The organism is Gordonia desulfuricans NBRC 100010 (genome assembly GCF_001485495.1).
GTDB lineage: Bacteria > Actinomycetota > Actinomycetes > Mycobacteriales > Mycobacteriaceae > Gordonia > Gordonia desulfuricans.
Map to the genome: position 1 here is coordinate 1 of NZ_BCNF01000055.1, position 24,738 is coordinate 24,738.

Here is a 24,738-nt window from a genome sequence, read left to right on the forward strand (position 1 = left end):
TGGGCTGCGGAGTTTTCGACTCGGGTCCTCGCTCCGCTCGGTCCCGGCTCAATCATCGTAGGATGCTCGGCTCAATCTGCTACTCGCCGTTGGTGGTTGAGCCGACGAGGAGTACGGTCTGGGTTCAATCGACAGGGGGCGCAGGCGGAGCGAACGTGTGGCCCGACCGCACCCAGGTCGGCGGCTGATCGGCTTGGCGGAGATGTCGTTTGACCGTCTTGAACGTCGCGGTCTCCGGTAGCGCGTCGACGATGCGCACCCGATGTGGCCACTGCTTGGGGCCCAGATCCGACTGGGACTCCAGGAATCGGGTCAACGACGACGGGTCGAGGGTCCCGTCGATCACCAGCGCCGCCTCGATCTCGTCCCCGATCTCCACCGGTACCCCGAAGACCGCTGCCTGACGTATCTTCGGATGACGCAGCAGGATTCGCTCGATCGGGCCGGTGCCGAGGTTCTCGCCGTCGACGCGCAGCCAGTCGCCCAGACGGCCGGCGAAATGAATGTAGCCGGCGTCGTCGACCCAACCGAGATCACCGGTGTGGTAGATACCGCCGCGCATCCGCTCGGCGGTGGCCACCGGATCGTTGTGGTAGCCGCTGAACAGTCCCGGACCCGCGGCATTGACGATCTCACCGATCTCTCCGGTGGGCACCGGAACCCCGGTCTCCGGGTCGACGATGGCCGTGGGTGTGCGCAGCGGACCCAGCGCGTCCACCGGGGTGTCCGGGGTTCGGGTGATCGCGACACCGCCCTCGGTGGAACCGAATCCGTCGATCACCCGACAACCGAAGCGGCGGGCGAATCGTTCCCGATCGGCGGCCGGGGCCTCGTTGCCGTAGACGATCCGCAGCCTAGTGTCGGCGTCGTCGGGCTGCTCGTCGGTGGCCAGCACATAGTTGAGCGGTTTGCCGACGTAGTTGGCATATGTCACGCCGTACCGTTTGACATCGGCGACGAAGCCACGAGCGGAGAACCTGCGGCGCAACGCGATCGACGCCCCGCCGGCCAACGCCACCGACCACCCGGCGATCATCGCGTTGGAGTGGAACATCGGCATCGACAGGTAGACGACGTCGTCGGCACCGATCGAGAACCGCTCGGCCAGCATGGTTCCCGCCGCCGCGAAGGTGCGTTGGGTGCATCGCACCGCCTTCGGATCGCCGGTGGTACCGGAGGTGAAGATCAGCATCAGGAGATCGTCGGCGTCGGGGGAGTGCTCGGGAGCGACCGCCGAACCCGCGGACCACTGTGCCGCGTCGGCCACGTCGACCACCGGCACCCCCACATCGACCCCGTCGAGAAGGCCCGCGGTATCGGAATCCACCAGCACCAGCTGGCATTCGGACCGAGCGATGTCGGCGGCGAGTGCCGCGCCCCGTCGGGTGGTGTTGAGCCCGACCACCACCAGGCCGCCCATCGACGCCGCCGCGACCAGGACACTGAACTCCACCACGTTGTCGAGCAACACCCCGACATGTGGTGGACGTGTGGGGTCCAGGCGATCACGCAGCGCCGCACCGCGCACCCGCGACAACCGGAGATGCTCGGCCCACGAGACGAATCCGTGCTCACCCATCACCCCGCGGTCATCGACCTCGGCGAGGGCGTCGAGCAGAGAACCGATCGTCGCATCGGACACCGCCGGTGTGGTCATCGGGACACCTCAGGCGGGAGTGGCGGCCAGTGCGGAACCGATGTGGGCCAATGTGACCGGCGCCGAACCCAGCGTGAACTCGTTCTGCTTGGCGCGGAGGAAGTATCGGTGCACCGGATGGGTGGTGTCGAGTCCGACGCCGCCATGCACGTGAACAGCGGTGTGCGCCACCCGATGGCCGGCCTCACACGCCCAGAACTTGGCGGTCTGGACAGCGACCCGCAGATCCGGGGCACCGCCGTCCTCGCCGTCGCCGAGCGCGAATCGCCAAGCGGCCTGGGTGGTGGTCAGCGACAACCCCTGCGCGTCGATGTAGCCGTCGGCAAGCCGTTGGGCCACCGCCTGAAACGATCCGATGGCCCGGCCGAACTGTTCGCGTTCGGCGGCATAGGCCGCGGTCAGCTCCAGTGCCCGCGTGACGGTCCCGCTCTGATCGGCGCACACGGCCAGCGTCATCCGGTCGGCGAGTTCGGCCACGGTGGCGGCCCCGCCGGCGAGGATGTCGTCGGCACCGACCGCCACGTCGTCGAACTCGACGATCGAGACCGGGGTCCGGCCGGTGGTCAGGGTGGGGACCACCGTGACCCCGGGGGTGCCGGCGGGGACGAACACGACATGAACCCCGGCGTCATCGACCGCGTTCACCAGGAATGCGCCGGCGACGTCGGCATATCCGACGTTGACCTTGGCCCCGGAGAGCCGCACGCCGTGGTCGGTGTGGACCAGCCGTGCCTGCGGGATCAGCGGATCGGTGCCCAGGTCCTCCTCGAGTGCCACGGTCAGCAACAGCGTCCCCGATGCCGCGGCCGCCGGGACCGAGGAACGCAACGCCGGTGAACCGTGTGCGGCGATCACCGGTGCCGCCGCCACGGCGTGGGCCCCGAACGGAACCCGGGCCAGCCGACGGCCCAATTGCTCGGCGACGGTGACCGATTCGACCATGCCCAGGCCCAGCCCGTCGGAGGTCTCCGGGATCTCCACGCCGAGTAGCCCGGCCACGGCCAGTTCACGCCACAGGGCGTCGTCGACCGGGGCGTCGGCGGCCTCGAGTTGCTCGGTGTGCTCGTCGGTGCAGATCTTCTCGGCGATGTCGCGGGTCAGGTCCCGCAGCGCTACGGCCTCGTCGGAAAGCGTGAAATCCATGATGACTCTTTCGGATTCGAGATGATGTCGGGATCAGCGGCGCTGGTGGGGCTGGCCGAGGGCGAGCATCGCGATGATGTCGCGTTGCACCTCGTTGGTGCCGCCACCGAAGGTGAGGATCAGTGAAGTCCGCTGGAACCGCTCGAGACGGCCGCGCAGGTGCGCACGATCGCTGCCGGCCCGGATGGTGGCGGCCGGGCCGACCACCTCCATCAGCAGACGGTAGGCCTCCGTGGCGAACTCGGTGCCGAACACCTTGGTCGCCGAGGCATCGGCCGGATTGGGCGCCCCGCCCGAGGCCGCCGCCGAGGCGATCTTCCAGTTGATCAGCTTGAGGAACTCCACCTCGGCGTGCACGCGTGCCAGGTTGTGGCGGACCCAGTCGGTGTCGATCAGCGCGCTGCCGTCACCGGTCTTGGTCTGCTGGGCGAAGGCCACGGTCTCCCGCAGTGCGGTCTGGATCGGCGCGGCGCTGCACAACGCCACCCGCTCGTTGTTGAGCTGGTTGGTGACCAGCGACCAGCCGCGACCCTCGGGTCCGACGAGCGCGGTGGTGGGCACCCGGACATCGGTGTAGTAGGTGGCGCTGGTGTCGACCCCGGCCATCGTGTGCACCGGCGTGTAGGCGAAGCCGGCGCTGGAGGTCGGCACGATCAGCACCGAGATGCCGTGGTGCTTCTTGACCCCGGCGGCCTGGCCTTCTGTGGTGAGTGCGGCCGGGTCGGTGCGGCACGCCAGCCAGATGTAGTCGGCGTAGGGCACCAGGCTGGTCCACATCTTCTGCCCGTTGATCACGTACTCGTCGCCGTCGCGGATCGCGGTGGTGCGCAGCGCGGCGAGGTCGGTACCGGCCCCCGGCTCGGAGTATCCGATCGAGAAATGCAGCTCCCCGGCGGCGATCTTCGGCAGGAAGAACGCCTTCTGCTCGTCGGTGCCGTACGCCATGATGGTCGGCGCCACCGAGTTGATGGTCAGGAACGGCACCGGCGCCCCGGCGATCGCGGCCTCGTCGGTGAAGATCAGCTGATCCATCATCGAGCGGTTCTGGCCGCCGAACTCCTCCGGCCAGCCCAGCGCCAGCCAGCCGTCGGCACCCATCTGGCGGACGACGTCGCGGTAGGCGTCTCCCTCGCCGAGTTCACCGTCGCCGCCGGAGAGGGCGGCGCGGCGTTCGTCGGTCATCAGACCCGCGAAGTAGCTGCGCAGTTCGGTCTGGAGGGCGGACTGTCGATCGGTGTATGCGATTCGCATCGTGGGCTCCGTGATCGTCGCCGAGAGGTATGTCGGATCGGCGGGCCGGGGCGCGTCCCGTTCCGGCTGGGATCCGCGCCGATACTCGCCAATATCTGAAACACGTTCTAACCTGTTTGACGTAGCCCGTCAACCAGCGGGGGGAATGAGAGGGAGTGGCTGCCATGCGAATCAAGGCTGATTTCGAGTTGTGCGAGTCCAACGCGATCTGCGTCGGGATGGCGCCGGACGTCTTCGATCTCGACGACGACGATTACCTGGTGATTCTTCAGGAAGAAGTTCCTGCCGACCGGGTCGAGGAGCTGCGCCAGGTGGTCGCCAGCTGCCCGAAGTCGGCGTTGTCGCTCGAGGAGTGAGTTTCTGACGAATCGGCCACGGCTTGACGCCGCAACCGGCTAACGTGTTAGAACAAGTTCTAGTTTTTCGTTCAGGCCGGTTCTCGGATAGGGGTTTGCAGTGGCTGGATCGTTGGAGGGGCGCGTCGCGGTGGTCACCGGGGCGGGTGCGGGACTCGGCCGGGCGGAGGCGCTCGGCCTGGCCGCCGACGGGGCGGCGGTCATCGTCAACGACCTCGCGTCCGCACTCGAGCACAGTGACGTCGTCGACACCATCCGGGCGGCCGGTGGGACCGCCGTACCGGTGGTCGGCGACATCTCCGACGCCGCCACCGCAACCGAGATCGTGCGCACCGCGACCGACGACCTCGGCGGCCTGCACATCGTGATGAACAACGCCGGGATCACCCGCGACAAGATGTTGTTCAACCTCACCGACGACGACTGGGACCTGGTCATCCGGGTACACCTGCGGGGCCACTTCCTGCTCACCCGCAACGCCGCCGCGTACTGGCGGGCGGAGTCCAAGGCGGCCGGCGCGCCGGTCTATGGCCGGATCATCAACACCTCGTCGGAGGCGGGTCTGCTGGGCCCCGAGGGGCAGGCCAACTACGGTGCCGCGAAGGCCGGTATCACGGCGCTGACGCTGTCGGCATCGCGGGTCCTCGGTCGATATGGGGTGCGCGCCAACGCGATCTGTCCGCGCGCCCGGACCGGGATGACCGCGGGCGTGTTCGGCGAGGCCCCGACCGACGGCATCGACCCGCTGTCCCCGGAGCACGTCGTGCGACTCGTGACCTATCTGGCCGGTCCGGATTCGGAATCGGTCAGCGGGCAGGTGTTCGTCGTGTACGGTCCCCGAGTCATGGTGATGCGTGCACCGACAGTCGACGAGGTCTTCACCGCGGACGGCGATGCGTGGGATTCGGGGGACCTCGCAAAGGTCCTGAGCAGTCATTTCGCCGACCGTGATCCGAGGCGGACCTTCTCCGCGAGCGACCTGATCGGTTGAGTCACAGACCGAGCCGGGGGGAGTGGGTCAACTGACCTACTATGGTGCGGTCGAGTGTTTACGTTGCGCATGACATCCGAGGGATGAGGAGTGCTGTGCTGAACAGGCTGGCGGGGCCCCTCGACGGGGTGGGCGATTTCGTCGCGCTCGGCGTCGATTCGGCTCGAGAGCTCTTCCGGCGACCATTTCAGTGGCGCGAGACTGTCGAACAGTCCTGGGCGATCGCCCGGGTGTCGATGGTGCCGACCCTGCTGGTCGCCATTCCGTTCACGGTCCTGGTGAGTTTCACGTTGAACATCCTGTTGCGTGAGATCGGCGCCCAGGATCTGTCCGGGGCCGGTGCCGCACTGGGCACGATCACCCAGATCGGGCCCATCGTCACCGTGCTCATCGTCGCCGGTGCGGGTGCCACCGCGATCTGCGCCGACCTCGGCGCCCGAACCATCCGTGAGGAGATCGACGCGATGAAGGTGCTCGGTATCAATCCGATCCACCGGCTCGTCGTGCCGCGCATCATCGCCTCCACCGGGGTGGCGCTGCTGCTCAACAGCCTGGTCTGCACCATCGGCATCGGCGGCGGCTTCGTCTTCTCGGTCTACCTGCAGGACGTCAACCCGGGCGCCTTCATCGCCAACCTGACGCTGCTCACCGGCTTCGGCGAACTGATGATCTCGATGGTCAAGGCAGCCCTGTTCGGACTGTTCGCCGGCATGGTCGGCTGCTACCAGGGCCTCAACGTCAAAGGCGGCGCCAAGGGCGTCGGCGACGCGGTCAACGAGACGGTGGTCTACTCCTTCATGGCACTGTTCGTGGTCAACGTCGTGGTGACCGCGGTCGGTCTGAAGGCGACGGCGGGCTGACATGGTACTTCCGTTCACCACCCGCCTGCGTACGGCACGGGTCGCGGTCAAGCGTGCCGGCGAGGACTGGAACCAGATCGGCGACCAGGCACTGTTCTACTGGGACAGCATCGCCGCCATCCCCCGCGCCCTGCGTCTCTACAAGAAGGAGACGCTGCGCCTGATCGCCGAGATCTCCATGGGCACCGGCGCACTCGCCATGATCGGCGGCACCGTCGTCGTGGTCGGCTTCCTGACCCTGTTCACCGGCGGCACCATCGCCGTGCAGGGCTACAGCTCGCTGGCCAACATCGGCGTCGAGGCGCTGACCGGCTTCTTCTCCGCCTTCATCAACGTGCGCATCGCCGTGCCGGTGATCTCCGGTATCGCCCTGGCCGCCACCATCGGCGCCGGTGCGACGGCACAGCTGGGTGCCATGCGGGTCAGCGAGGAGATCGACGCCCTCGAGACCATGGCCATCTCGTCCATCCCGTACCTCGTGAGCACCCGGATCGTGGCCGGCATGATCGCGATCATCCCGCTGTACTCGCTGGCCTCGCTCGCATCCTTCCTGGCGAGCCGGTTCGCGACGGTCGTCCTCTACGGCCAGTCACCGGGCGTCTACGACCACTACTTCGACACCTTCCTGATCCCGTCGGACATCCTGTGGTCGTTCGTGCAGGCCATCTGCATGGCCATCGCGGTGATGCTGATCCACACCTACTACGGCTACAACGCCACCGGTGGTCCCGTCGGCGTGGGCGTCGCGGTCGGCAACGCCGTGCGCGCCTCGCTGGTCGTGGTCGTGGTGATCACCCTGCTCACCTCCCTCGCCATCTACGGCGCCGACGGCAAATTCAACCTGGCGGGCTGAGCGATGAGCAGACGACAAGAACGCAGTGTCGGGGTCCGACGACTCGCCGCGGTCATCATGGTGGGAGTGCTCGTCGCCCTGGTCGTGGGCGCATCCGCACAGTTCCTCGGGTGGTTCGCCTCCACCGAGCGGGTCACCCTGCAGGCCCCGCGCGCCGGCCTGGTGATGAGTCCCGACGCCAAGGTGCGTCTACGTGGTGTCCAGGTGGGCAAGGTCGCCTCGATCACCGAGAACGGTGAGCAGGCCGTCCTCGAACTCGACATCGACTCCGGTCAGATGTCGCAGATCCCCGGCAACGTGACCGCCCAGATCAAGTCCAACACCGTGTTCGGCGCGAAGTCGGTGTACTTCGAGGTGCCCGACAACAAACCGTCCGGCACCCTGCAACCGGGACAGGTGATCGGCGCCGAGCACGTCGTCGTCGAACTCAACACCGTCTACCAGCAACTCGTGTCGGTTCTCGCGACGCTGCAGCCGGAGAAGCTCAACGCCACCGTCGGCGCGCTCACCACCGCCCTCGACGGCCGCGGCGAACAGCTCGGCCGGTCGCTGGAGGACCTGCACGAACTGCTCGGCAAGACCAACCCGCATCTGCCCGAGCTCAACGAGCTGATCCGGCAGACCGCGGCCACCACCGACGTCTACGGCGACGTGGTGGACGACCTGATGCGGACAGTCGACAACGCGGTCTACACCGGCAACACGCTGCGGGCCAACGCCTCGAACTTCGCGTCCCTGCTGCTGAACGTGACCTCGATGGCCGACACCATCAACAACGATGTGGTCGCGCCGTCGAAGAAGGACCTGATGGCCACGCTCACCCAGTTCGACCCGGTGTCGCAGCTGCTCGGCTATCAGGCCCCCGGCATCGCCTGCTTCCTGCGCACCTCCGCGGTGGCCTCCGACATCGCCAAGCCCTACATGGGCGGGCGCAACGGGACGCTGCTGCTGTACGCGGGTCTGCTGCCCGGCAAGGAGCCCTACACCTATCCGCAGAGCCTGCCGCGGGTCAACGCCGACGGTCCGCCGACGTGTGCGGGCGGTCTGAGCGATCCGACCACCACCGCGCACTCGGACTTCTACGTCACCGACAACGCACCGACGCCCTATCAGCCGCGCACGACACCGAAATTCGATCGGACGAAGCTGTTCCAACTCCTGTTCGGGGAGCCGAAACTTGGATAACCGCGCACGCGCCTTCCGCGCGACAGTGATCAAACTCGGTGCCTTCGCCGTCGTGATGGTCCTGGTGTTCATCGGCCTGGTGGTGGTGTTCAGCAACTATCGCGGCGGTGGCTCCGACGGCTACAAGGCGATCTTCACCAGTGCCTCCCAGATCAAGTCGGGCAGCAAGGTCAAGATCGCCGGCGTCGAGGTTGGTACCGTCAAGAACGTCTCGCTCACCCGCGACAACCAGGCGCTCGTCGGCTTCAGCGTCGACGACAAGTACACCTTGCCGAGTTCGGTGCGGGCCCTGATCCGCTACCAGAACCTCACCGGTGACCGCTACCTCGAACTGACCCAGGGCGCCGCCGATCCCGGCGAGACGCTGTCGGCGGGCGACACCATCCCGGAGACGCAGACCGAGCCCGCCCTCGACCTCGACAAGCTGCTCGGCGGGTTCAAGCCGCTGTTCCGCACGCTGAACCCGAACGAGGTCAACGAGTTGTCGGCGTCGCTGGTGGAGGTGTTCCAGGGCCAGGGCGGTGCGCTGAACAAACTGCTCGCCGACACGTCGTCGTTCACCAACGCGCTCGCCGACCGCGACCGGCTGATCGGTTCGGTGATCGACAACCTCAACGACCTGCTCGGCACCCTCGACGGCGACCGCAAGGGCCTCGACACCAGCCTCGACCAGATGCAGCTGCTGATCAGCGGGCTGTCGGCGCAACGCGGCACCATCGGCAACGCGATCAGCGAGACCGCCGAGACCACAGAGGGTCTGGCCGATCTGCTGGCCGACACCCGCCCGGCCCTCAAGTCGACGCTGACCAGTATCGGGGTGGCCTCGGACAACGTGGTGCAGGCAGAACCGTTCCTGCGGTCCCTGTTGCCGCGACTGCCCAACGACTACAAGATGTTGTCGAACCTGGGCAGCTACGGGGCATGGCTGCAGATCTACTTCTGTCGAATCCGGTTGTTGCTCAGCGGACCCGACGGCAAGCAGTACTTCTTCACATCCAACGATGTGATGGGTGACAAGACCAAGGCCGGGGGGAGGTGCAGTTACCCGTCATGAGCGGACCTTTCGGAAATCTGTTCCGCAGTCATCGATCCGAATCGGATTCGGCCGATGTCGAGCGTGAGAACAAGCGGGGCGGCCGCACCCGCACCCAGATCGGTGTGATCGGCATCGTGGTGACGTCGATGGTGGTGCTGGTGGCATTGCAGATGGACAAGCTGCCCTACCTCTCGCCGATCAGCACCTACACCGCCTACTTCGACGACGCCGGTGGCCTGGTCACCGGTGACATCGTGACCGTCGCCGGCATCAATGTCGGTACGGTGGAGAAGATCTCGCTGGCCAAGACCGACGACGGCACCAAGGCCGCGGTGGCCTTCCGGCTCGCCGACAGCGTCGTCATGGGCACCGAGACGCAGGCGGCGATCAAGACCGAGACCGTGCTCGGCCGACGCAATGTCACCATCATCCCGCACGGTGCCGGCCGCATCGAGCCCGGCGGGGAGATCCCCAACCGCAACACCGTTGCGCCGTACTCGCTGACCGACGCCCTCGACGACGCCACCGATACGCTCGCGAAAACCGATACGACACAACTCAACCGGGCCCTGGGCGTGATGTCGGAGACCTTCTCCCAGACCCCGGATCAGGTGCAGGGTGCCGTCGACGGTGTGGCACGGCTGTCCAAGGCGATCGCCGACCGCGACAATGCGCTGCGCGAGCTGCTGGCCAAGGCCAACTCGGTGAGCTCGATCATCGGTGACCGCAACGAACAGATCAATCGCCTGCTGATCGACGCGAACTCGTTGCTGGGGGAGTTGCAGTTCCGGCGTGCGGCGATCGCGCAGCTGATCCAGGGCACCCGCGACGTGGCCGCCCAGATCAGCGGCTTCATCGACGACAACAACGCCCAGCTGACCCCGGTCCTGACCAAGTTCAACCAGGTGCTCGACATCCTCAACGACAACGAGCAGAACCTGAAGGACACCGTCGACCGGTTGGGGCCGTACGCGAATGCGCTCGGCGAGGCCGTCGCCAACGGTCCGAACTTCGACTCGCTGGTCGGCGTCAGCACCTTCGGTGACTACACCGCCACGTTCATGAAGATCCTGCAGCAGAAGTATCCGGAGGTCGCAAAGGCATGGGGATACAGCGGATTCCCGCTGCTGCCGCAAGCATGGGGGCCAGAACCGACGCCGCGCACCACGCGGCCGGCGGTACCGTCGCCGACCATCCCGACGCCGGAACCGGCGCCGTCGACCAGGTCGGGAGGCTGAGATGAGTTCTCGCACCCTGGGAATCGGCAAACGCACCTGGCTGGTCGCCGCGGTGGTGGTGCTGCTGGCGCTGGTCGCCGTCGCCGCCTACGTCGGTTACAACCGTGCGACCACCAAACACATCACCGCCTACTTCCCGACCACCACCGGGCTCTACAACGGCGACCCGGTGAAGGTGCTCGGTGTCGACGTCGGACACGTGACGTCGGTGACCCCTCGGGAAGGCGACGTGAAGGTCACCCTCGAGGTGCAGCGCGACCTGCAGATCCCCGCCGACGCCAAGGCCGTCGTCGTCGCCCAGTCGCTGGTGTCGGGCCGGTTCATCCAGCTCACCCCGGTGTACTCGACCGGTCCCGAACTCGCCGACGGCGCCGACATCCCGATGGAACGCACCGCGGTGCCGATGGAGTGGGACCAGGTCAAAGAGCAGCTGGAGCGGATCACCGAGGCGGTCGGCCCGAACGGAACCGACAAGGGTACCGCGGCCGAGGCCATCGACGTCGGCGCCCGCAACCTCGACGGCAACGGTGAGGCGATCCACCAGTCGATCACCGAGATGTCCGACGTGCTGGCCACCCTGTCCTCGGGCCGCGACGACCTGTTCGCCACGATCCGCAACCTGCAGAAGCTGACCGACGCACTGTCGACCAGCCACGAACAGCTGGTGCAGTTCAACGGCCGCATCGCCTCGGTGTCGGATGTGCTCGCCGACAACACCGAGGCACTCGACGGCGCCCTGCACAACCTCGACTCGGCGATGGGCGACGTGCAGGACTTCATCGACAAGAACCAGGCCGCACTGACCGCGTCGGTGTCGAAGCTGGCGCAGACCACGGGCATCCTGGCCGAGAAGAACGAGCAGATGCGCGGGCTGCTGCACTCGGCGCCCAACCAGCTCGCCAACTTCTACAACATCTACAACCCGCTGACCGGATCGCTGTCGGGGGTGTTCGGTCTCGGCATGGGCAACAACCTGATCACCCTGCTGTGCGGCACGATGGAGGCCAACAACCGTCCCGGCCAGAGCGAGGCCGACGTGAACTTCTGCGTCGACACCCTCGCACCGCTGCTGTCGCAGATGTCGGTGGCCTACCCGCCGTTCATGATCAACCCGGTCACCGGCGTCAACGCCACCCCGGACCAGGTGACCTACCAGAACGCGAGCGTCAAGGCCCGCGCCCAGGCCGGGATCCGGGCGCAGGATGCCGCCACCCGCAAGGCCAACGGCGGTGGGCCACTGGCCGACCTGCTGGTCCCGTGGGGCGGTGAGGGCTGATGCGACGCACACGCCTGGGGCGTACACGTCTGACGGTGGCCGTGGCCACCGTCGCCGTCGCGGCCATGGCCACCAGTTGCGGATTCGACGGGATCAACAGTCTGCCGGTGCCGGGTGCCGAGGGCACCGGCTCGGGGGCCTACAAGATCAGCGCGGTCATCCCGAATGCCGCAGGCCTGGTGAACAATGCGCCGGTGATGATCGACGACGCGACGGTCGGCAGTGTGGGCTCGATCGACGTCGACAACTGGAACGCCAAGCTCGACCTGCGACTCAACTCCGGGGTGCAGGTGCCGGCCGGTTCACACGTGATGGTCGGTATGACCAGCGTGCTCGGTTCGACGCATCTCGCGATCGTGCCGCCGGAGCACCCGACGGGCGCATACATGCAGCCCGGCGATCAGATCCCGTTGCCGAAATGTCCGGAGAGCCCCAACCTTCCGCAGCCCGGCGGGGAGCGGATCCCCGACGTCACCTCCGCACAGCAGGTGCCCGGCTGCAGCTATCCGACCACCGAGCAGGTGCTGAGCTCGTTGTCGGTGGTGCTCAACGGCGGCGGACTGTCGCAGTTCGGTGACATCGTGCACGAGGTCAACGCGATCTTCGACGGCCGCGACAAGGCCATCAAAGCCCTGATCCCGCAGCTCAATGTGCTCGTCGCCGACCTGAACGGGCAGCGCAACAACATCATTCGTGCGATGGAGGGTCTCGACCGGCTGACCGCCGGGATCAATGCACAGACCCCCACCGTGCAGAAGGCGTTGCAGGACGGGCCGGAGATCCTGAAGTTGCTCAACGAACAGCGTCAGCAGTTCGTGGCCGCCCTGGACTCGGTGGGCAAGTTGTCGGCGAACACCAACGACATCCTCGAGCAGAACGGGCAGGACATCCGGACCATCGTGGACAACATGTCCAAGGCGTTCCAGGGTCTGGCCGACGCCGGTCCGGCGCTGCCGGGTTCGCTGCGCATCCTGCTGACCTTCCCGTTCCTGGAGGAGATGATCCCGACGATCGTGCGCGGCGACTACGTCAACTCCGACCTGGTGCTCGACCTCACGGTGCCGACCCTGCAGAAGACCATCCTGCGGTCGGTGGGTGTGGTGGGTCCCGAGGGCGTCTCCGGCACGCCGGCCGGCTCGGCGGGACGCGGACTCAATCCGTTCACCTCACCACTGGTCCCGAGCGGCGAAGGGGGTAACTGATGAAGATCACCCGGTTCGTCCGGATGCAGCTGACGATCTTCGCGATCATCACCGTCATCGCCATGATCGCCATGGCCGTCTACTACGTGCGGGTCCCGGCGATGTTCGGGATCGGCCGCTATCACGTGACCCTCGAACTGCCCAGTACCGGCGGCATCTACGAGAACGCCAACGTCAGCTTCCGCGGCGTCAACGTCGGCAAGGTGCAATCGGTGCGACTGACCGACGGCGGCGTGCAGGCCGACCTGTCGATCCGCAGCAGCGCGAAGATCCCGGCCAACTCCCAGGCGGCGATCCGCAGCGTGTCGGCGGTCGGTGAGCAGTACGTCGAGTTCACCCCGCCGCCCGGCGACACCAGCACCGAGATGCTCGCGAACGGTTCGGTGGTGCCCACCACCGATGTGCCGGTGGAGATCTCGGCCGTGCTCGATCAGGCGACGGCACTGCTCGACGAGGTCGGCGACACCCAGTTGCGGTCGCTGATCGACGAGGCGTTCACCGCGTTCAACGGCACCGCCGAGGATCTGCGACGACTCGTCGACTCGATGATCCTGTTCGTCGGTGACGCCAACAAGAACGCCGATGTCACCGTGCAACTGGTCGAGCAGGCCGGACCGCTGATGGCCACGCAGTCCACCACCGCCGGCCAGATCCGGGCGTGGACCGCCGACGCGGTCAAGGTGACCGATCAGTTGCGGGCCAACAATCCGGAGATCACCGACCTGCTGCAGAAGGGTCCGTCGACCGCGGCGTCGGCGCAGCATCTGTTCGAGCAGATGGACCAGTCGTTCCCGCTGCTGATGAGCAACCTCAACGTGGTGTCCAAGACCACCGCGGTGTATCTGCCGAACCTGCAGCAGGTGCTGGTGATCTACCCGCGCCTGATCGATGCGCTGCTCACCTCGCTCAACGCGGGTAGCCCGGAGTACGGCCCCAGCGTGATGTTCTCCCTCGGACTGCAGGATCCCGCGCCCTGCACCGTCGGCTACCTGCCGAAGTCGGAGTGGCGTTTCCCGTCGGCGCAGACCGCCCGGGAGCTCCCGCCCGGCATGCTGTGCCGGGTGCCGCAGAACTCGCAGATCGCGGTGCGCGGCGCCCGTAACTTCCCGTGTGTGGAATACCCCGGCCGCCGGGCGCCGACGCCGGAGGAATGCGCGGAGGGCTACACGCCGATCAGCAACCGTGTGGTGCCGTTCCCGGAGGGCATCCCCGGAGTGCTGCCGGCGCCGGCCGGATATGTGACGCCCGGGACGCCGTCGAACCACGAGTCCGGACCCGCCGTGTACGCCACCACGTACGATCCGGTGTCGGGGGACTTCATCGGTCCCGATGGCAAGACGTACAACGCCGGGACCGGCGAGCAGGACCAAGGACGAGACTCTTCATGGCAGAACCTGATCACACAGGCGGTGAGCGCCAAGTGACGGTGCCGGTACGGTCGGCACCGCTGCGGCGTCGCCGCAAGGACACCAACCGACCGTCCACCGCTGACACGCCGGCCGCCGACAAGGTCGCCGACACCGGGACGACCGGCGGCGAGGTCACCGAGGACACCACCGTCGACGACACGGTTGCCGGCGAGACGGTTGCCGAGGACGCGGTTGCCGAGCACACGGTGGCCGGCGAGAAGGTCGCCGACACGGGGGCGGAGGAGACCGCCGCCGATGTGGCCGCGATCGAGGTACCGCCGGGCGAACGATCCCCGGTCACGCTGACCGAGTCCGACGACGATGTGGCCGCCGGCGACGCCGACACCGTCGAGGCCAACCTGTCCTATCGGCAGCGTCGCCAGCGCCGGCAGGCCACGACCGGGGAATCCGGTCCGGGCGGGGTCACCAGATCGTCTGCGCTGAAACGACGTTCGGACCGGCCGATCGGCTGGCTGGTCGCGGGACTGCTGTCGGTGGTGGTGATCATCGCGCTGCTCGTCACCGCGGCGGTGTTCGCGATCGGGTTGAACCGGATCGATCATCGCAACGACCTGCGTGCGGAGTACTCGCAGTTCGCCCAGCAGATGACGGTGTCGATGACCAGTCTCAACCCCAAGAACGTCGACGCCGCGCTGAAGACCATGCAGGACAAGACAAGTGGCACCGCGCAGCAGCGGTTGTCGCAGTCGATGTCGCAGGTGGTCTCGCTGGTGCGGGAACAGAATCTCGAGGTCGCATCGACGGTCCTGTCCGACGCGGTCACCAAGGCGACCGGCTCCGACGGGTCGGTGATCGTGGTCTACGGCTGGCAGATGAAGCCGGAGGACCCGAAAGAGGAGACCATCGTGCAGACCTTCCGCTGGCGGATCGACATCACCCGGATCAACGGGGAGCTCAAGATGACCAACTTCGAGTGGGTGACCTAGTGCGGATCACCACCTCGCGCATCGTCGGTGCGATCCTGGCCGTGCTGCTCGTCGCATCGGCGGCGGTCGCCGGTTTCCTGGGCTACCAGTACTTCGACGCCCGCGCCGTCGAGAACTCCCGAGACGAGTCCCTGGCCGCCGCGAAATCGTATGCGACGACGATGTTCGGCTATGATCCGGGCAATGTCGCCGAGCATGTGTCGCGCTCCCAGTCGGTGGTCACCGGATCGGCGAAGTCCCAGTACGACAAGCTGATCCAGACCCCGATCGAGGGTCAGCAGATCACCTTTGTCGAGGGCGTCAAGAAGCAGCAGGTGGTGTCACAGGCGGTGATCCAGGACGCCGGGGTGGTGACCAACACCCGCGACACCTCCACCGTGCTGCTGTTCATGAACCAGTCGGTGAGCCGCAACGGCAAGGACCTCGTGCGCGTCGACCCGAGCCGGCTGACCTTCACCATGACAAAGCAGGACGGGCGGTGGATGATCGAGAACATCGACATCATCACCGACGACTCGTTCCGCAGCCGCATCTCCCAGGTGTCCACCCCGCCGTCGAATGCCGTGCCGCTCCCCGGCCCGAGTTCGGCGCCGTCGTCGGCGTCGGCGGTGCCGTCCCAGCAGCCGGCGGGGTAGCCTCCGTCGCAACGGCTTTCGTGCCCGGCCGGCGTAGGTCTCGACTCGGGTCCGCGCGGTGCCCGGCCCGGTTCGGTCATCGACTCGGTCCATGGGATGGCGGCGAATGCGCCGGGTCCACATCCCGAGATGGCCGGGCCCGCAACCGGTCCGAATGCACGACCAACGAGAAGGGCTCCCGCCGGCCGGCGGGAGCCCTTCTCGTACTGCGTGTCTCAGCTGATCACGGCTGGTAGCCCAGCGGCAGCATCGTCGACTTGTGCTCGACGAAGGCCTCCAGACCCTCGGGGCCGCACTCGCGTCCGATGCCGGAGTTCTTGTAGCCGCCGAACGGGGAGCCCGGGTCGATGGCGTAGAAGTTGATCCCGAAGGTCCCGGTGCGGATCTTCCCGGAGATCTCGATCCCGCGCTCCACATCGGAGGTCCACACCGACCCGGCCAGGCCGTAGTCGGAGTCGTTGGCGATCGAGATGGCCTCGTCGACGTCGTCGTAGGCGATCACCGACAGTACCGGACCGAAGATCTCCTCCTGGGCGATGGTCATGTCGTTGGTGACGCCGGTGAAGATGGTCGGGGTCAGGAAGTGTCCTCCGTCGAGCCCTTCGGGGCGGCCACCCGCGAGTGCCATGGTGGCGCCGGCCTTCACCCCGGCCTCCAGATAGCCCTCGATGCGCTGGAGCTGTCGTTCGCTGATCACCGGGCCGAGCTGCACCTCGGGGTCGGTGGGCAGACCCACCTTCATCGCCTTGGCGGCGTCCACCATCGCCGCGACGATCTCGTCATGTCGGCTGCGCGGCACCAGGACCCGTGTCTGTGCGACGCAGGCCTGGCCGGTGTTGAACAGGCCGAGGAACACCAGCATCCCGACATTGGCGGCGAGGTCGACGTCGTCGAGCACGATGGCCGCGGACTTGCCGCCGAGCTCCAGCGAACACCGCTTGAGCGACTGCGCGCACACCGCGCCGATGGCCTTGCCCGCCGCGGTGGAACCGGTGAAGGTGATCTTGTCGACGTCGGGATGGGCGACGAGGGCCTCGCCGGTCTCGGTGCCACCGGGCACCACCGAGATGACGCCCTCGGGAACGCCTGCCTCGGTGAAGATCTGGGCGATCAGGTTCGCGGTCAACGGGGTCTCCGGCGCGGGCTTGAGCACCACCGAGCAGCCGGCCGCGAGCGCACCGCCGAGCTTGTTGCACACCAGGAACAGCGGCACGTTCCATGCGGTGATCGCACCGACCACACCGACCGGATCGCGGGTGACCTTGGTGGTGCCGAACAGGCCGGTCCGGAACTCCTCCCACGGGTAGGCGCGGGCGGCGGCGGCATAGCCGCGCAGCACACCGGTGCCGGGGAGCTTCTGCAGCATGTCCACCGCCGACGGCGGGCCGCCCATCTCCGACGACACCAGCGCACTGATCTCCTCGGCGCGGGCATCGATCAGGTCGGCGACACGGTCGAGGACATCGGCGCGATCGGCCGGCGGGGTGTCGGCCCACACCCCAGACTCGAAGGATGCGCGGGCGGTGCGGACCGCGGTGTCGACGTCGGTGGCGTCGGCGCTCGGGACCGAGCCGACGCGCTCACCGGTGGCGGGGGAGAACACCTCGAGGGTGTCGCCGGAATGCGGGTCCACCCACGTTCCACCGATGTACAGCTGGGTGTGATCGACGCCGGCCCCGACCCCGCGCTCGACGATCTCGGTCATGAATGCGCTCCTCGATTGTGTGATCCCCCCGCGCTGCGCGGGAAATGTGAACTACTCCACAATCGATACTAGAACACGTTCTAACTTGGTGGCGACGGCTCCGCGGCGATACCTCTGGGTCAGATGACCCGGTGTCAGGCCCCGAATCGGATGCGGGCGATCAGGGTTTCCACCGCGTCGTCGAGCACTCGGGCGCGGGTGGCCGGATCGTCGGCCTCGAGCAGCGTCTGCCGGTCCGCCGAGCCGATCGGCAGCCGCGCCGCCCAGCCGTACACCCCGACCGCGGCGAGGTCGTCGGCGTCGAAGCGGGGGACGTCGTCGTCGATGGGGACCCCACGGGCGGTGAACGTCTCCTCGACGAGTTCGCGGATGCGTGCGCCGACGTCGAGCAGGCCGGGGACCAGTGTGGGGTCGTCGGCGGGTTCGGACAGGCGCCGGATGCGGGCCCGCGGGTACGGGTCGTCGGGCAGCCACTCCTCGACGACGAAGCGCCACCGCCCGACGCAGGTGAGCGTCGACTGGCCCGTCCCGGGATCGGTGACGAGCTGGTCGATGGTCGCGAAGGTGCCGACGTCGTAGCGTTCCTCGCCGCCGCCGACCTCGTGTCCGCGCGCGATCAGCACGACCCCGAAACCGGAGGGGCGCTGGTCGTCACCGGCGGTTCGGGTGACGTCGTCGAGCATCCGGCGGTAGCGCGGCTCGAAGATACGCAGGGGGAGTTGTTCCCCGGGCAGCAGTGCGCTGCCCAGGGGGAACATCGCGATCGGCACCGACGCTGCGCCGGTGCCGTGATCGGTGTCGGTCAGGGCTTCGGCTTCGCGTCCAGGACGACCTCGAACTCGAGCAGATCTGCTCCGGTCGCGACCGGCTGCTGCCGTTCCCCGGCATGTGCCGCGCGGGCCGGGCCCGATGCCCACGCCTGGAAGTCCTCCTCGGTCTCCCACTGGGTGACCACGAAGTATCGGTCGTCGCCCTTGACCGGGCGCAGCAACTGGAATCCGAGGAATCCCTTGGAGCCGTCGACCGATCCCGCACGGTGGGCGAAACGCTTCTCGAGTTCCGCGCCGGCACCCTCGGGCACATGGATTGCATTGATCTTCACAACTGCCATGCGACCCACCCTAGTCCGGGCCACCGGCAACCGAGTCCGATCTGCCCGGTCCGGCGCGTGCGCAGGTAACGTCGTCGCCTGTGGGGATTCCTGTGACGAGACCGGTGGCCGATCGGGGGCTGCTCGACCACGGCGGACTCGGGCCCGACGATGCGGGGAGCCTCGGGCCGATCGTGCTGGTGCACGGGCTGATGGGACGTGGCCGAACGTGGCGGCGGCAGGTGCCGTGGCTGCGGCGATACGGCCGTGTGTTCACCTTCGACGCCGCTTTCCACACCGGCGCCGGAGCGGAGGGACCGGAGGGCCCCGACGACCTCGCCACCGAACGATTCGTCGCCGACCTCGCCGAGATCCTCACGTGGATCGACCTCGGCCCCGCGGTACTGATCGGGCACTCGATGGGTGGGCTGCATGCCTGGTGCACCGCGGCGCAGTACCCGGAGATGGTGTCGGCGATCGTCGTCGAGGACATGGCTCCCGACTTCCGCGGCCGCACCACCGCCGCCTGGACGCCGTGGTTCGAGTCGTGGCCGGAACGCTTCGCCACCGAGGCCGATGCCGTCGCGATGTTCGGCCCGGTCGCCGGACGCTACTTCTACGAGGCCTTCGACGACGGCCGGCTGCACGGCGAGCTGTCGACGTGGGCGGAGGTCGCCGAGGAATGGGGCCGCCGCGACTTCTGGACCCAGTGGCGCAAGGTGGGCGTCCCGACGCTGCTGGTGGAGGCCGAGCACGGGGTCACCCCGCCCGGGCAGATGCGAAAGATGGCCTCGATCAACGACACTGCGATCCACTTGCGAGTGCCCGGTGCGGGGCATCTGGTTCACGACGACGCCCCGGATCTGTATCGCGGTGCGGTGGAGGCATTCCTGTCCGGGCTGCCGCCGAGCCCTCACTGACGCGCCACGACGACAAACCCCGTACCCGACGACAAACCCCGTACCCGACGACAAACCCCGTACCCGACGACAAACCCTCCACACTTCTTCGGATGCACAGCCTTTGGGGGTGATGCGTCTGTCGAGGTGTGGAGGGTTTGTCTCAGATGGGGGTTACTGTGGGGCCGGGGCGACGTAGCCGCCGGACATGCGCCGGTAGCAGTGCGCGTAGAACAGCTGCCCGATCGGCCAGGTGACGATGAGCCCGACGTAGCACAGGAGGGTGCCGACGTAGGACAGGGCATTGGCGACGACGAGGGTCAGCAGCGAATTCGACACCGACGTCTTCGCCAGATTGGCCGATTCGCCGAGCGCGGCCGTCGGCGAACTGCTCTTGTCGATCACGAAGAACACCGCGAACTGCAGGAAGAACAGCGCGACCAGGCCGGGGATGATGCACAGGATCAGGCCGATGCCGACGATCAGGCCGACCAGCAGGCCGGCGAGGAACACCTGACCGATGCGCTGCGGCTTGAGGAAGGTGGCCACGGTGACCGGTTCGCCGTTGGCGACGCGCAGGGCGCCGGTGGTCATCGACACCTGCAGGTAGATCAGCACGATCGCCATGACGATGTAGATCAGGATGCCGATGATGAAGCCGCCGACGCTGAACGAGGAGACCTCGTAGCTGTAGCTGTATCCGTTGCCGTAGTCGGCGGTCTGCGTGGTGGTCGTGCTCGACAGCGCGGCGACGACGAAGTAGAGCGCCGTGGCGACGGCCGCAACGACCAGCACCAGGAGTCCGGGCACGATCATCGGTCCCGGGTTGGCCTTGAACTGGGCCCACGCCCAGCTCAGCGCCTCACCGATGTTGACGTTCTGCGGTGCACCGGGAGCCCCACCATAGGGGGCGCCGGCCGCAGGCACACCGTATCCGGGGGTGGCCCCGTAACCGGGAGTGCTGCCGTAACCCGGGTTGCTGCCGTAGCCGGGAGTGCTGCCGTAGGGCGGCGGGGTGGCTCCGGGCGGGGTGGTTCCGGGCGGAGGAGTGCCGTAGGACGGGGGCTGCTGGTCGCCGGGGGTGCCGTACGTGGGCGGAGTGCCGTAGGACGGGGGCTGTTCGCCACCTGTGGGGGTGCCGTAAGGCGGTGGGGTCTGCGGCGGCTGGTACTGGCCGCCGGCGGGGGGTTGCCCGTATTGCGGTTGCCCGTACTGGGTCTGGCCGTACGGATCGGCACCGCCGGCACCCGGCTGCTGGGACGGGTCGTCGTCGGGGCCCTTGGAGAAGTTGGGATTCTGATTAGGGGGCTCGCTCATGGCGGTCAAGGTAGCAAGCCGAACATACTCCGGAGAAGACCGTGTAGAGCGTCCGCCGTACGTGGCGCGCGAACGGCCCGCCGATCGGGTAGGCGGTCAGGCCCCCGATTCCCCGGCGAGACAGAACCTGCCGTCGGCGGTGATCTCCACCAGGCCGTCGGTCAGCAGCGAGTCGAGCGCCCGCGAGCGCTGCGGTGGATCGGTGGTCCAGGCCTCGTCGAGCCGAGCCTTCTCGACGGGGATCTTGCTGCCGCGCAACACATCCAGGAGCAGCCCCCGAACCTGGCGGTCGGTCCCCGCGAACTTCTGCGCGGCCCGGCGCGGCCCGGTGTGTGCCGGTCGGCCGCGTGCCACCCAGGCGCACTCGGGGACCGGGCATCGATCGCAGTCGGGGTTGCGCGCAGTACAGACGAGCGCGCCGAGTTCCATCAGCGCCGCGGAGAATCGTGGCGTGTCGCGGGCGTACGCACCCCGGCGTGTCCGCGGCAGGATCGCGTCGGTCTCGGCCAGATCACGCTTGCTGGGGTTGCCGGGCTCGGCCCGACCGTGCACCGCACGGGCGATCACCCGGCGCACATTGGTGTCGACCACCGGCACCGCCTGGCCATAGGCGAAACACGCGACGGCGCGTGCGGTGTAATCGCCCACCCCGGGCAGTGTCAGCATGGTCGCGACGTCCTCGGGGACCCGGTCGTCGTGCTCGGTCGCCAGGACACGGGCGCACTCGTGCAGTCGCAGCGCACGGCGCGGATAGCCCAGCTTTCCCCAGGCCCGCAGCACGTCGGCCTGGCTCGACGCGGCCATCGCCGACGGGGTCGGCCAGCGCTGCACCCACTCCTGCCACGGACCGACGACCCGGGCCACCGGAGTCTGCTGCAACATGATCTCGCTGATCAGGATGTGCCACCCGCTCAACCCCGGCTCTCGCCAGGGCAGATCCCGTTCATGGACGTCGAACCAACCGACGATTGCGGAGAATGGCAAAATGGATGGCATGGCGAATATGACCCCGAAGCGTGCGTGGCAGGTTCTCGTGGAAGGCAACAAGCGTTTCGTCGCCGGTGAAGCGAAACATCCCAGCCAGGGTATCGAGGATCGGAACCGGCTCGTCGGGGGGCAGAATCCCCACGTCGTGCTGTTCGGATGCGGTGACTCCCGCCTCGCTGCGGAGATCATCTTCGATCAGGGTCTCGGCGACATGTTCGTCGTCCGGACCGCCGGCCACGTCCTCGACTCCGCGGTGCTCGGCTCGCTCGAGTACGCCGCCGAGGTTCTCGAGGTCCCGCTGATCGCGATCCTCGGCCATGACAGCTGTGGCGCGGTCAAGGCGACCCTCGAGGCCCTCGACGACCTGCAGATCCCCGGCGGATACATCCGTGACGTGGTCGAACGCGTCACCCCGAGCATCCTGGCCGGCCGTAGTGAGGGACTGACCCGGGTCGACGAGTTCGAGGCCCGCCACGTCGTCGAGACCGGCCAGCTGATCATGCAGCGCAGCCGGATCATCGCCGACCGTGTGCTCGACGGGAAGCTCGCGATCGTCGGCCTCACCTACCGGCTCAGCGAGGGCGCGGTGCAGTTGCAGGGCGTCTACGGCGACATCGGCAGCACCACCCTGCCGCCGCGCGCGGCGGCCACCGAGGCGCTCCCGGCCGGGCAGTCCGACGCCGAGTCGGCCTGACCGGGTCGTGGTCTTCTCCGGCCGTTAGCGCACGATCGCCCTACCGAAGTGGCGACACGCCGATGACGGTCGCCCGACCCCGCCGATCCGGCCGATAGCGTGGGGGCCGTGATCGAACCGCAGGGCCCGCTCCCATCAGAGATCTACTGGCGACGACGCATCGTCGCCGGTGGAGTGGTGGTCGCCGTCGTGGCCCTGGTGATCGGTCTGATCGTGTGGACCCAGACCGGTGGTGACGACAACGCCAAGAACGCGGCCACCACCGCGTCTTCGAGTGCCACCACGACGCCGTCGACGGCCACCCCGAATGCCTCGGTCGATCCGTCGCAGGCCCCGTCCGGTGGCGGCCTCGGCGGTGGCGGTGGAGACGCCGGCACCGCACCCGAGTCCAGCACCCCGGTCGAGTCGTCGGCCCCGGTCGTACCCGGTGCCACCCCGGCCGACGGTTCGGTCCCGCTGTGCACCGACCAGTCCATCGCGGTGGTGCTCTACACCGACAAGCCGACCTACACCACGGGCAGCCAGCCGGTGTTCACCATCGTGACCACCAACGCCGGCCTCACCGCGTGCACCCGGGATGTGGGCAAGGCCGCCCAGAATGTCATCGTCCGCACCCTCGACGGCACGCGGACCCTGTGGTCGGCACGTGACTGCTCGCCGATCAACACCGTCGACAACCAGGTGCTGCAGCCGCAGCAGCAGGTCAAGGACGAGATCACCTGGTCGGGGACCACCAGCACCGCCGGCTGCAAGACGCCGCGTCAGCCGGTGCCCGCGGGCTCCTACCAGGCGATCGGCAAGATGGGCGAGAAGGAGTCGGCGCCGGTGACGTTCAACGTCGTCGCCCCGGCCCAGCCCTGATCACCCCAGCCCTGATCGCTCGTGCCCTGATCAGCCGGGACTGACCATCCCGGTCCGGCCCTGATCGCCCGTGCCCTGCCCGGGCAGCCCGATCACCCCGCCCTGACCTGCCGCGGCGTCGTGATCGGAGATCAGGTGGTGGCGCGCACCATCAACTCGACCGGCAGACGTGTGCTCTCCGCGTCACGTCCGGCCACCACATCGAGCAGTCGACGTGCCGCGGTCGCGCCGATCTGACGTGCGGGGGAGCGGACGGTGGTCATCGGTACCGGGAGCTGCGCGACGATCGGGATGTCGTTGTAGCCGATCAGCGCCAGATCGTCGGGGATCTGCAGACCCAGGTCGCGGGCCACACCCAGGACGCCGATCGCGATGGTGTCGGAGACGGTGAAGACCGCATCCGGCCGGTCCGGGCGATCGAGCAGCCGACGGCCCGCCTCGATCCCGCCGTCCACCTCGAATGCCGACGACACCACCCGATCCGGTCGCAGCGGTATCCCGGCGGCATCGAGTGCGGAACGGAACCCGGCGAGCCGGTCGGTCGACGTCGTGGCATGGTCGGGCCCGCAGATCACCGCGAGGTCGGTGTGACCGCGGTCGAGCAGGTGCCGGGCCGCGAGATAGCCGCCGTGGTGGTCGTCGGCGCCGACGAACGGCAGCCCGGCGTCGGCGTGCCGGGTCACCGTCACCATCGGCACCGACACGGTCAGCGATTCGACGAAAGCCTTTGCCGGTGCGTGCAATCCGCTCAGCAGTAGGCCGTCGACCTGACGTCCGGCCAGCAGGTCGATGGCGTCACGCTGGGCATCGGCGTCGTCGGGTGGACTCGACAGCAGCACCGAGTAGCCGGCGCGCGCCGCCGCCTCCTCGATCCCCTGATAGGTGGTGGCGACGACGCCGTCGGTCAGCCGCGGCATGACGACGCCGAGTGTGGTGGTCTTGCGGGTGCGCAGGCTGGCGGCCCAGACGTTGCGGCGATAGCCGAGTTCCTCGGCGGCCTGGCGTACGCGCAGGGCCGACTCCGACCAGCCGTCGGCGGGCTCGGGCTGTCGGAGGACGCGCGATGCGGTGGACACGTGGACCCCGGCGCGTTCGGCGATCTCCTTGAGCGTCGGTGCCCGATCGGTTCCCATGTGAGTCGCGTCC

General features: G+C 67.9%; 24 protein-coding genes. 15 read left to right on the plus strand and 9 right to left on the minus strand.

Features of this window, described 5'->3' with window-relative positions:
* Positions 1–124: 124 nt before the first annotated feature.
* Genes GD1_RS09690 through GD1_RS09700 form a run of 3 tightly spaced genes read right to left on the minus strand, consistent with a single transcriptional unit; the run spans position 125 to position 4,051 of the window.
* The gene (locus GD1_RS09690) at positions 125–1,657 is read right to left on the minus strand and encodes an AMP-binding protein (protein ID WP_059036855.1); all 1,533 of its coding nucleotides are present in this window, start codon (positions 1,655–1,657) and stop codon (positions 125–127) included.
* Positions 1,658–1,666: 9 nt separating this feature from the next.
* Positions 1,667–2,800, minus strand: coding sequence for an acyl-CoA dehydrogenase family protein (locus tag GD1_RS09695; RefSeq protein ID WP_059036856.1), 1,134 nt, complete (start codon positions 2,798–2,800; stop codon positions 1,667–1,669).
* A gap of 33 nt (positions 2,801–2,833) precedes the next feature.
* The gene (locus tag GD1_RS09700; RefSeq protein ID WP_059036857.1) at positions 2,834–4,051 is read right to left on the minus strand and encodes an acyl-CoA dehydrogenase family protein; all 1,218 of its coding nucleotides are present in this window, start codon (positions 4,049–4,051) and stop codon (positions 2,834–2,836) included.
* Between the two features lie 164 nt (positions 4,052–4,215).
* On the opposite strand from GD1_RS09700, the gene GD1_RS09705 reads away from it, so the two are divergent.
* The 12 genes from GD1_RS09705 (at position 4,216) to GD1_RS09760 (ending at position 16,039) form a co-directional block, all read left to right on the plus strand.
* On the plus strand, positions 4,216–4,407 hold the full coding sequence (locus tag GD1_RS09705) for a ferredoxin (protein ID WP_059036858.1): 192 nt from the start codon (positions 4,216–4,218) through the stop codon (positions 4,405–4,407).
* 100 nt (positions 4,408–4,507) lie between these two features.
* Entirely contained in the window at positions 4,508–5,398 is an 891-nt protein-coding gene (locus tag GD1_RS09710; RefSeq protein ID WP_059036859.1) for a 3-oxoacyl-ACP reductase, read from the plus strand.
* A gap of 95 nt (positions 5,399–5,493) precedes the next feature.
* Positions 5,494–6,258 (plus strand): MlaE family ABC transporter permease, encoded by a 765-nt coding sequence (locus GD1_RS09715; RefSeq protein ID WP_053776188.1) that lies wholly within the window; start codon positions 5,494–5,496, stop codon positions 6,256–6,258.
* Between the two features lies 1 nt (position 6,259).
* A complete protein-coding gene (locus tag GD1_RS09720; protein ID WP_059036860.1) occupies positions 6,260–7,111 on the plus strand; it encodes an MlaE family ABC transporter permease in 852 nt (283 codons plus the stop codon).
* Between the two features lie 3 nt (positions 7,112–7,114).
* Positions 7,115–8,296, plus strand: coding sequence for an MCE family protein (locus GD1_RS09725; protein WP_083534025.1), 1,182 nt, complete (start codon positions 7,115–7,117; stop codon positions 8,294–8,296).
* A complete protein-coding gene (locus GD1_RS09730) occupies positions 8,289–9,350 on the plus strand; it encodes an MCE family protein (protein WP_059036862.1) in 1,062 nt (353 codons plus the stop codon). The genes GD1_RS09725 and GD1_RS09730 overlap by 8 nt, the downstream gene beginning before the upstream one ends.
* Positions 9,347–10,570, plus strand: a complete 1,224-nt coding sequence (locus GD1_RS09735) for an MCE family protein (protein WP_053776190.1) — start codon at positions 9,347–9,349, stop codon at positions 10,568–10,570. Before GD1_RS09730 ends, GD1_RS09735 begins: the two co-directional genes overlap by 4 nt.
* Before the next feature lies 1 nt (position 10,571).
* Positions 10,572–11,846: an MCE family protein gene (locus GD1_RS09740; protein ID WP_020790506.1), complete on the plus strand. Its 1,275-nt coding sequence runs from the start codon at positions 10,572–10,574 to the stop codon at positions 11,844–11,846.
* A complete protein-coding gene (locus GD1_RS09745; RefSeq protein WP_059036863.1) occupies positions 11,846–13,048 on the plus strand; it encodes an MlaD family protein in 1,203 nt (400 codons plus the stop codon). Before GD1_RS09740 ends, GD1_RS09745 begins: the two co-directional genes overlap by 1 nt.
* Positions 13,048–14,472: an MCE family protein gene (locus GD1_RS09750; RefSeq protein WP_059036864.1), complete on the plus strand. Its 1,425-nt coding sequence runs from the start codon at positions 13,048–13,050 to the stop codon at positions 14,470–14,472. The genes GD1_RS09745 and GD1_RS09750 overlap by 1 nt, the downstream gene beginning before the upstream one ends.
* A complete protein-coding gene (locus GD1_RS09755) occupies positions 14,469–15,404 on the plus strand; it encodes an Rv1363c family protein (RefSeq protein WP_244882631.1) in 936 nt (311 codons plus the stop codon). The genes GD1_RS09750 and GD1_RS09755 overlap by 4 nt, the downstream gene beginning before the upstream one ends.
* A complete protein-coding gene (locus GD1_RS09760) occupies positions 15,404–16,039 on the plus strand; it encodes a hypothetical protein (RefSeq protein ID WP_373855293.1) in 636 nt (211 codons plus the stop codon). The genes GD1_RS09755 and GD1_RS09760 overlap by 1 nt, the downstream gene beginning before the upstream one ends.
* Before the next feature lie 223 nt (positions 16,040–16,262).
* Here GD1_RS09760 and GD1_RS09765 read toward each other — a convergent pair whose 3' ends face one another.
* The 3 genes from GD1_RS09765 to GD1_RS09775 all read right to left on the minus strand — a co-directional run bounded on the left by GD1_RS09765 (position 16,263) and on the right by GD1_RS09775 (position 18,855).
* Positions 16,263–17,744 carry an aldehyde dehydrogenase gene (locus GD1_RS09765; RefSeq protein WP_059036867.1) on the minus strand — a complete coding sequence of 494 codons (1,482 nt, stop codon included), beginning with the start codon at positions 17,742–17,744 and terminating at the stop codon, positions 16,263–16,265.
* A gap of 134 nt (positions 17,745–17,878) precedes the next feature.
* Positions 17,879–18,502: an LON peptidase substrate-binding domain-containing protein gene (locus GD1_RS09770; RefSeq protein WP_059036884.1), complete on the minus strand. Its 624-nt coding sequence runs from the start codon at positions 18,500–18,502 to the stop codon at positions 17,879–17,881.
* A gap of 44 nt (positions 18,503–18,546) precedes the next feature.
* Positions 18,547–18,855, minus strand: a complete 309-nt coding sequence (locus GD1_RS09775; RefSeq protein ID WP_059036868.1) for an antibiotic biosynthesis monooxygenase family protein — start codon at positions 18,853–18,855, stop codon at positions 18,547–18,549.
* Positions 18,856–18,959: 104 nt separating this feature from the next.
* Between GD1_RS09775 and GD1_RS09780 the strand changes: the two genes are divergently transcribed.
* Positions 18,960–19,754, plus strand: a complete 795-nt coding sequence (locus GD1_RS09780) for an alpha/beta fold hydrolase (RefSeq protein WP_083534031.1) — start codon at positions 18,960–18,962, stop codon at positions 19,752–19,754.
* A 153-nt stretch (positions 19,755–19,907) separates the two neighbouring features.
* On the opposite strand, the gene GD1_RS09785 is transcribed toward GD1_RS09780, so the two are convergent.
* Together GD1_RS09785 and GD1_RS09790 are read right to left on the minus strand one after the other, a co-directional pair.
* Positions 19,908–21,050 carry a hypothetical protein gene (locus GD1_RS09785; protein WP_059036870.1) on the minus strand — a complete coding sequence of 381 codons (1,143 nt, stop codon included), beginning with the start codon at positions 21,048–21,050 and terminating at the stop codon, positions 19,908–19,910.
* 96 nt (positions 21,051–21,146) lie between these two features.
* The gene (locus GD1_RS09790) at positions 21,147–22,046 is read right to left on the minus strand and encodes an iron-sulfur binding domain-containing protein (RefSeq protein WP_059036871.1); all 900 of its coding nucleotides are present in this window, start codon (positions 22,044–22,046) and stop codon (positions 21,147–21,149) included.
* On the opposite strand from GD1_RS09790, the gene GD1_RS09795 reads away from it, so the two are divergent.
* Positions 22,045–22,731 (plus strand): carbonic anhydrase, encoded by a 687-nt coding sequence (locus tag GD1_RS09795; protein ID WP_053776197.1) that lies wholly within the window; start codon positions 22,045–22,047, stop codon positions 22,729–22,731. The two genes, GD1_RS09790 and GD1_RS09795, sit on opposite strands and share 2 nt — an antisense overlap.
* Before the next feature lie 108 nt (positions 22,732–22,839).
* On the plus strand, positions 22,840–23,592 hold the full coding sequence (locus GD1_RS09800; RefSeq protein ID WP_059036885.1) for a hypothetical protein: 753 nt from the start codon (positions 22,840–22,842) through the stop codon (positions 23,590–23,592).
* 131 nt (positions 23,593–23,723) lie between these two features.
* On the opposite strand, the gene GD1_RS09805 is transcribed toward GD1_RS09800, so the two are convergent.
* A complete protein-coding gene (locus GD1_RS09805) occupies positions 23,724–24,725 on the minus strand; it encodes a LacI family DNA-binding transcriptional regulator (protein ID WP_020791662.1) in 1,002 nt (333 codons plus the stop codon).
* Positions 24,726–24,738 lie beyond the last annotated feature (13 nt).